The following is a 6736-nucleotide window of genomic DNA, read 5'->3' on the forward strand; positions in this document are numbered from 1 at the left end:
CGCCGGTGACCTCCTTCGCCCCGGACTCACTGATCCTGAACCGCAAGCTTCCGCTCTGGTATCAGGTCTCCCAGTCGCTGCGCGCCTCGATACTGGGCCGCCGGCCGCACGATCCGCTGCGGCTGCCGACCGAGGAGCAGCTCGCCTCGCACTACGGCGTCAGCGTGCTGACGATGCGTCAGGCACTCAAGGAGCTGGAGGAGGAGGGCCTGATCAGCCGGCACCGGCGGCGGGGCACCTTCATCGAACCGGGCGCCCGTCGCGGCGCCCCGCGCCGGCTGCTCGGCTCGATCGACGCGATCGTGGCCCAGCAGTCCGGTGAGCTGACCACGCTCCTCGGCCATGGCCCGGCCCCGCTGCCCGGCGAACTCGCGGAGTACTTCCCCGGGGCGGACGAGGTGGTCATGTACCGCCGGCTGCGCTGCGACGGCGAGAGCGGCGAGCCCGTCAACTGGGCGGAGAACGCGGTCCGTCCGGATATCGCGGCCGGTCTCGATGCGGCCGATCTGGAGCGCTGGCCGATGACGAAGGTGCTGCGCGACATCGTCGGGATCCGGATCAGCCGGATCACGGACACGGTGGAGGCGCGGCTCGCGGACCCGGTCACGGCCGAGCTGCTGCGGGTGCCGCTGCTGAGCCCGATCCTGCACTACACGGGGGTGACGTACGACGAGAGCGGCCGGGTCGCGGATGTGGCGCGGATCCACTACCGGGGGGACCGGTTCTCCTTCTCGGTCACGGTGGAGGCGGACCTCATGAGCTAGGTCCAAGGCTCCCTCGGTGGCCCGTGCGCGGTGGCCGATAGCATGCCGTGGAGGGCGCACAGACCGACGGGAGGGACGGTCCGCATGACGGCGACGCGGTCCGGGGCGACGGACGAGAGCCCGCTGCTCGGCGATCTCATGCCGTGGTCGACGCCCCCGCTGCGGTTCGGCAGGGAGTGGATCCTCGCCCCCGACCGGCCCTCCCTCACCGCCCGCTGGGACCGGCTCGTACGGGCCGAGGGCGCCGAGCGCGAGGCGCTGTTCGGGCCGACCCGCGCGCGTACGCCGCACAGCGCCGTCGCCGCGCTGCCGGGGCGGGCCACCGGCACCGGGCGGTTCGCGCGGGAGTCGGGGCGCTGCCCCGAGCCGGTGCGGGTGCTCCACGGACCGTTCGACGAGCAGTGGCTGATCCCGGACCACCGGCTGATCGACGCGGCCCGCCCCGAGCTGTGGCGGGTCGCCGACGCGCACCAGGTGTTCGCCGTGGAGCAGGGGTTCGTACCGCAGGCCGCCGGGCCCGCGCTGCTGGTCGGGGCGGTGCTCCCGGACGGCCGTTCCCCGGCCGGGCGGCCGGGCAGGATCCGGCCGCTCTACCGCCGCCCCGGTGGCGTGGAACCCAATCTGGCCCCCGGGCTGACCGCCCTGCTGGCCGCGCGGTACGGCCATGAGGTCACCCCCGAAGAGCTGCTCGCCTGGGCCGTGGCGGTCGCCGTGGGCACCCCGGCCGGCTGCGCGGTGCCGCTGACCGCCGACCCCGCCGTCTGGGCCTCCGGGGTCGAGCTGGGGCGGCGGCTGGTCGGGATCCAGCTGCGCGGGGCGCGCGGTGGTGAGCGGCCCCGGCTGCCCGGTGGCCGCCGCCCCTATGTGCGGGCCGCCGTTCCGGCCCGGCCGGAGGCGATCGACTACGACCCGGGGGACGAGATGCTCCGGCTCGGCTCGGGCCGTATCTCCCCGGTACCCGCCGGGGCCTGGGAGTTCACGGTGGGCGGCGTACGGACGCTGGAGCTGTGGTTCGAGCGCCGTACCGCACGCCCCGAGCCGGGCACGCTCGCGGCGATCCGCCCGTCGGAGTGGCCACGGGAGTGGACCTCGGAGCTGCTCGAACTGATCACGGTCCTGGCGCTCCTGGCGGAACTCCGGCCGCTCCAGGCGCGGTTGCGCGGAGACGGTCCGGAGATCGGTACGGCGGAGCTGCGGGCCGCGGGCGTTCTGCCCGTCCCGGCGGCGGCCCGGCGGCCGGCCTCCGTACTGGACCACCACGAGGAGGGACCGGAAGGCCAGTTCGCCCTGATCTGACCGCGGGCGGCTCGCTTCAGGAGGTCTCCGGCCGAGGGGAGGTCCCGGGCCTCCGGGAGTCGAACCCGTCCAGGACCCGCGCGAGCGCCCGGTCGAAGACGGCCTCCATATCGATCGGCCCCGAGTCCTCCGCGAACGCCGCCGCCAGCCGCGGATAGCGGCCGGACGCGATCTCCCGCCCCAGGTAGGCCATACGAACGGCGTGCTCCTGCTCCGCCGACCAGGGCAGGGACTTGGTGCGCTCCGCCGTCTGGAGCTCATTGGCGACATACGTGGTCACGACGCCGTTGACCATCGCCACCAGCTCCATCTTCTCGCCGTAGGGCGCATCGATGGCGTCCAGACAGCTCAGGCTGTATTCGATGTACCGCATCGTGTTCGGGCTGAATCCGTAGACGGCCGACATCAGCCGCGCCATCCACGGATGTACGTGCATGATCGCGCGGGCCCGGTGCGCGAGGGTGGCCAGATCGGCCCGCCAGTCTCCGCTCGGCTTCTCGGGCAGGTCGTACTCGCCGGAGACCCGGTCGACCATCAGCTCGTACAGATCCTCCTTGCGCGGCACGTAGTTGTACAGCGACATCGTGCCGCAGCCCAGTTCGGCGGCGACATGGCGCATGGTCACGGCGTCGAGGCCGCCCTCGTCGGCGATACGGCAGGCCGCCGCCGCGATATCGGCGCGGCTGAACGCCGGCTTGGGACCGCGTCCTGACCGCTCCGGACGTGCCCAGATCACTTCGGGTTCAGCAGGTCGCCCCGCCATCGATCATCACCTCGTCCACCATCTTAGTTACGTACAACGTACGTAGTGCGCTACGGTGGGCCGCATGACAACTACGTACGCTGTACTTAGTGAAGGTCTGGAGAAGCGCTACGGCGCCGATGTGCACGCCCTTCGCGGCCTGGACCTGGCCGTCGCGGAGGGCACGGTCTGCGGGGTGCTCGGGCCGAACGGCGCGGGCAAGACCACCGCCGTACGGATCCTGACCACCCTGACCGCCCCTGACGCGGGTACCGCCCTGGTCGCCGGGCATGACGTCCTCACCGATCCGCGCGCGGTGCGCCGGTCGATCGGGGTCGCCGGCCAGTACGCCTCCGTCGACGGCGAGCTGACGGGCCGGGAGAACCTCCGGCTCTTCGCCAAGCTCCTCCGGATCAGGGGCCCGGCGGGCCGGGCCCGCGCCGATGAGCTCCTGGAGCGCTTCGAGCTGACGGACGCGGCGGACCGGGCCGCACGGACCTACTCCGGCGGGATGCGGCGGCGGCTCGATCTGGCCGCCAGTCTGCTGACCCGGCCCCGGGTGCTCTTCCTCGACGAGCCGACCACCGGGCTGGACCCGCACAGCCGCAACCAGATCTGGCGGGCCGTACGCGAACTCGCCGACGGAGGCACCACGGTCCTGCTGACCACGCAGTATCTGGAGGAGGCCGACCGGCTGGCCGACGACATCGTGCTGATCGACCGGGGCCGGGCCGCCCATCGCGGCACCCCTGCCGAACTCAAGGCGCGCATCGGCTCGTACGCGGAGGTCGTGCTCGCCGAGGAGCCGACGGAGGCCGCCGCCGAGACGGCGATCCTCGCGGCGGCGGCCGTACTCGACCAGCTGACCGGCGCCGAGCCCGCGCTCGACCGGGAGCGCCGCACCGCCGGAGCCGTGGCGAAGGACCCGGCGCTCACCCTGCCCCGGCTGGTACGGGAGCTGGACGCGGCGGGGGTGCCGGTGGCCGACGCGAGTCTGCGTCCGCCGACGCTGGACGAGGTCTTCCTGCGGCTGACCGACCGTACGGACCCCCGCGCGCCCCACACGCCCCACCGGCACGACGAGCCGCACGACGAGCGACACGACAAGGAGCACGCCGCATGAACGCGATCGCGTACGACAGCGGTGCCGTCCTCGGACGTCACCTCCAGCGGATCAGGCACGCGCCGGGCGTGGTGATCCTCACCCAGGCGATGCCGATCAACATGCTGCTGTTCTTCGGCTATGTCTTCGGCAGCGCGCTGGCGATGCCCGGCGAGCAGTACCGCGCGTATCTCGTGCCGGGGCTGCTCGCCGCGACGGCCGCGGGCGGCATCATGACCGGGATGTTCCAGGCGTCGCAGGATGTGCAGCGCGGGGTCATGGACCGGTTTCTGACGCTGCCGATGAGCAGGGTCGCCGTACCGCTGGGGCAGACCGCGGCGGATCTGCTGACCACGGCCGCGGGGATGGTGCCGCTGCTGCTGGTGGGGCTCGCGGTGGGGTGGCGGATCGAGGGCGGCGTGCTCGGCGCGCTGGGCGCCCTCGGACTGCTGCTGCTCTTCCGGTTCGCGGCCAACTGGGTCGGTACGTATCTCGGCCTGCTCATCCGAAATGAGGAAGCGGCCGGTCAGCTCGGCGCCACGACATTCATCCTGCCGCTGCTCTCCAACGCGTACATCCCGGCCGAGGGGCTGCCCGGCTGGCTGCGCGTGGTCGCGGAGTGGAACCCGATCAGCGCGCTCGCCGCGGCCGTCCGCGATCTCTGCGGCAATGCCGCGCCGGCCGCGGACGCCGCCTGGCCGGTGGCGCATCCGGTGGCCGGATCGCTGCTCTGGTCACTGCTGCTGCTCGCCCTGTTCGTACCGCTCGCGGTACGGCGGTACGCCAGAAGCGACGCGTGAGGAAGAGAGGGCGCTTGGGCCCGGACCGGTGTCGGGGAGTGGATTCACCGGCCGGGGCCGCCGCCTGAGGAAGGATCACGCACCGGGCGTTCGCTCCGGCGCACTGCCGCGGGCCGTTGGGGATGACGGACGAGTGCGGCACTGCGCCGGGCTGCGTGATCGCCCGAGCGCGTTCGGGATTACTCGGGCACGCTCGGACATGTTTCGGAACGCGCTACCTCCGTGAGGCGGTCACGCGCTCACGGTGCGGCGCGCCGACGCCATGGAGCCATGAGGATCAGCGGCGGCTGCCGAACAGCGAGCGGCGCAGCCGCCGCAGCGGCGCGAAGAGCGAGACGCGCGCGCCCTTGCTTCCATGTGTCTCCGAGCGGTCACGCGAGGTCAGCTCGCGCATCAGCAGCGTCGCCTCGGCCGTCTCCCGCTGGGGCACGGCGGGACCGCCGAGCACCGAGAGATGGCGGTCGAGGCGCGAACTGGACGCGCTGCTCCCGCATGTGATCGCAGGGACTCGCGCCCTGCTGTGCACCGTTATCTGTTCCATTTCACTCCCCACCCGTACGAGGGCACCCGGCCCGGGCAGGTTAACCCTATCGCCCCACCGGGACACCCGTGTATACCGCCTTTGCGATTGACCACACCCGTACGGGTAGGGACAGTCAATACTCGATCCATCTTATTTCAGGGCGAGTTGGACACTTCGTTGCATCGGGGACCGGTGCGTGCGACGGGGCCGGTTCCGGGTCTCACCAGGCCCCGGCAACCGGCCCCGCCATCGTCATGCGCCCGTCACGACGTCAGGTCGCCACGCCCGTCACGCGGCCGAGCGGAAGACCGGCAGGTAGCCGCCCGACTGCCCTGCGGCGGTGGGGTGGTACGACTCGCCGATGTCCAGCCAGTTCACGCTGTGCAGCCACGCCGAGCCGGAGCAGATCTCATGCCCGGTGAAGGCCCCGGCGACATCGGCGAAGGTGAAGCCGTAGTCGGCCGCCCGCTTGGCGGTCGCCGCGTTGAGATAGTCGGAGGCGCCGTTTATCGCGGCCCGCTCCTTCTCGCTCAGCCCCGTGACGCACGTGCCGTTGAGCTGGTAGAAGCGCGGATAGCCGAGGACGACCACCCGGGCCGACGGCGCCTTGGATCTGATCGCCGTGTACACCGAGTTGAGGTTTCCGGGCAGGGTGCTGTCGACGAAGGCGCGCGCCTGCGCGACCCGGTTGAGGCAGGTCGCCTCCGACTGGAGCACGCAGGTGGTCATCACATCGGCGAAGCCGGCGTCGTTCCCGCCGATGCTGATGCTGACGAGGTCGGTTCCCGAGTTGAGCGGGCCGAGCTGATTGGCGGTCACATCACCTGTACGGGCACCGGAACAGGCGGTGAACGCGAACGAGGCGGGCGCGTTCGCGGCGGCCCAGAGGGCGGGGTACGCCTTGGGGGTGCGTTTGCAGCTGCCGCTCGCGCTGTCGTAGCTGCCGGATCCGACGCCCGAGGAGTACGAGTCGCCGAGCGCCACGTAGTCGACGGCCGCGACGGAGTCCGCGGCCTGGGCCGTGGCGGCTCCGGTGAGAGCGAGCACGGCGCCAAGAAGGAGCGAGGACGAGAACGCTGTGATGCGGGACAGTTTCATAAGACCTCTCCTAGCAGGATTGCTGCCTCAACTTTGTTACCAGGCAGTTCACTTCACTGGAAGTGTTCATGCCAAGAACATTCCGTGAGGCTTCCCGGTCGGAGTGTCAGAAGCACATGATTCGCCCCTGTTCGAATAGATCCGATCAGGGAGGTTGCGGATGCGACTGGCGATCACAGCTCACCCGTCCAGCGGGAGTTCTACGTTCCATGCCGTCATGGCCCTGGTGAGAACCGGTCTCGGCCGCGCCGGCGCGATCGTCGCGGGGGTGACGACGGCGACCGCCGGCTTTCTGGTGGGCCGCTTCCGTAAGCACGCTCGCCGCGTTGTCGGAGTCGCCCGAGTACGGCCGGGCCATCCACAACGCCGATCCTCCGCCTTGCGATCGCCGCTCGGCATCCAGGGAGGAAT

7 protein-coding genes and 1 pseudogene are annotated in these 6736 nt (G+C 71.5%); 5 read left to right on the plus strand and 3 right to left on the minus strand.

Annotation, left to right across the window (positions count from 1 at the left end; genetic code table 11):
* The first annotated feature begins 5 nt into the window (after positions 1 to 5).
* Positions 6 to 764 (plus strand): GntR family transcriptional regulator, encoded by a 759-nt coding sequence (locus tag IF11_RS0128855; RefSeq protein WP_030354692.1) that lies wholly within the window; start codon positions 6 to 8, stop codon positions 762 to 764.
* An 84-nt stretch (positions 765 to 848) separates the two neighbouring features.
* Positions 849 to 2060, plus strand: coding sequence for a type ISP restriction/modification enzyme (locus IF11_RS0128860; RefSeq protein ID WP_030354693.1), 1212 nt, complete (start codon positions 849 to 851; stop codon positions 2058 to 2060).
* Positions 2061 to 2076: 16 nt separating this feature from the next.
* Here IF11_RS0128860 and IF11_RS0128865 read toward each other — a convergent pair whose 3' ends face one another.
* Positions 2077 to 2823 (minus strand): TetR/AcrR family transcriptional regulator, encoded by a 747-nt coding sequence (locus IF11_RS0128865; protein WP_030354694.1) that lies wholly within the window; start codon positions 2821 to 2823, stop codon positions 2077 to 2079.
* Positions 2824 to 2887: 64 nt separating this feature from the next.
* Between IF11_RS0128865 and IF11_RS0128870 the strand changes: the two genes are divergently transcribed.
* Together IF11_RS0128870 and IF11_RS0128875 are read left to right on the plus strand one after the other, a co-directional pair.
* The gene (locus IF11_RS0128870; protein ID WP_078490978.1) at positions 2888 to 3925 is read left to right on the plus strand and encodes an ATP-binding cassette domain-containing protein; all 1038 of its coding nucleotides are present in this window, start codon (positions 2888 to 2890) and stop codon (positions 3923 to 3925) included.
* Complete coding sequence (locus IF11_RS0128875; protein ID WP_030354696.1) at positions 3922 to 4704, plus strand: ABC transporter permease; 783 nt, start codon at positions 3922 to 3924, stop codon at positions 4702 to 4704. The genes IF11_RS0128870 and IF11_RS0128875 overlap by 4 nt, the downstream gene beginning before the upstream one ends.
* Positions 4705 to 4981: 277 nt before the next feature.
* Here the strand turns inward: IF11_RS0128875 and IF11_RS0128880 are convergent, their stop codons facing one another.
* Together IF11_RS0128880 and IF11_RS0128885 are read right to left on the minus strand one after the other, a co-directional pair.
* A complete protein-coding gene (locus IF11_RS0128880) occupies positions 4982 to 5245 on the minus strand; it encodes a hypothetical protein (protein ID WP_030354697.1) in 264 nt (87 codons plus the stop codon).
* A gap of 270 nt (positions 5246 to 5515) precedes the next feature.
* Complete coding sequence (locus IF11_RS0128885) at positions 5516 to 6325, minus strand: SGNH/GDSL hydrolase family protein (RefSeq protein ID WP_030354698.1); 810 nt, start codon at positions 6323 to 6325, stop codon at positions 5516 to 5518.
* A 217-nt stretch (positions 6326 to 6542) separates the two neighbouring features.
* Between IF11_RS0128885 and IF11_RS41680 the strand changes: the two are divergent.
* Positions 6543 to 6736, plus strand: a pseudogene (locus IF11_RS41680) (hypothetical protein); the annotation flags it as partial.

The organism is Streptomyces scopuliridis RB72 (assembly GCF_000718095.1).
Lineage (GTDB): Bacteria > Actinomycetota > Actinomycetes > Streptomycetales > Streptomycetaceae > Streptomyces > Streptomyces scopuliridis.

What these genes read in the sequence shown, in the direction of transcription:
- IF11_RS0128860 (WP_030354693.1), top strand. Translation starts at nt 849, where the DNA reads ATGACGGCGACGCGGTCCGGGGCGACGGACGAGAGCCCGCTGCTCGGC.
- IF11_RS0128865 (WP_030354694.1), bottom strand. Translation starts at nt 2,823, where the DNA reads ATGGCGGGGCGACCTGCTGAACCCGAAGTGATCTGGGCACGTCCGGAG.
- IF11_RS0128870 (WP_078490978.1), top strand. Translation starts at nt 2,888, where the DNA reads ATGACAACTACGTACGCTGTACTTAGTGAAGGTCTGGAGAAGCGCTAC.
- IF11_RS0128875 (WP_030354696.1), top strand. Translation starts at nt 3,922, where the DNA reads ATGAACGCGATCGCGTACGACAGCGGTGCCGTCCTCGGACGTCACCTC.
- IF11_RS0128880 (WP_030354697.1), bottom strand. Translation starts at nt 5,245, where the DNA reads ATGGAACAGATAACGGTGCACAGCAGGGCGCGAGTCCCTGCGATCACA.
- IF11_RS0128885 (WP_030354698.1), bottom strand. Translation starts at nt 6,325, where the DNA reads ATGAAACTGTCCCGCATCACAGCGTTCTCGTCCTCGCTCCTTCTTGGC.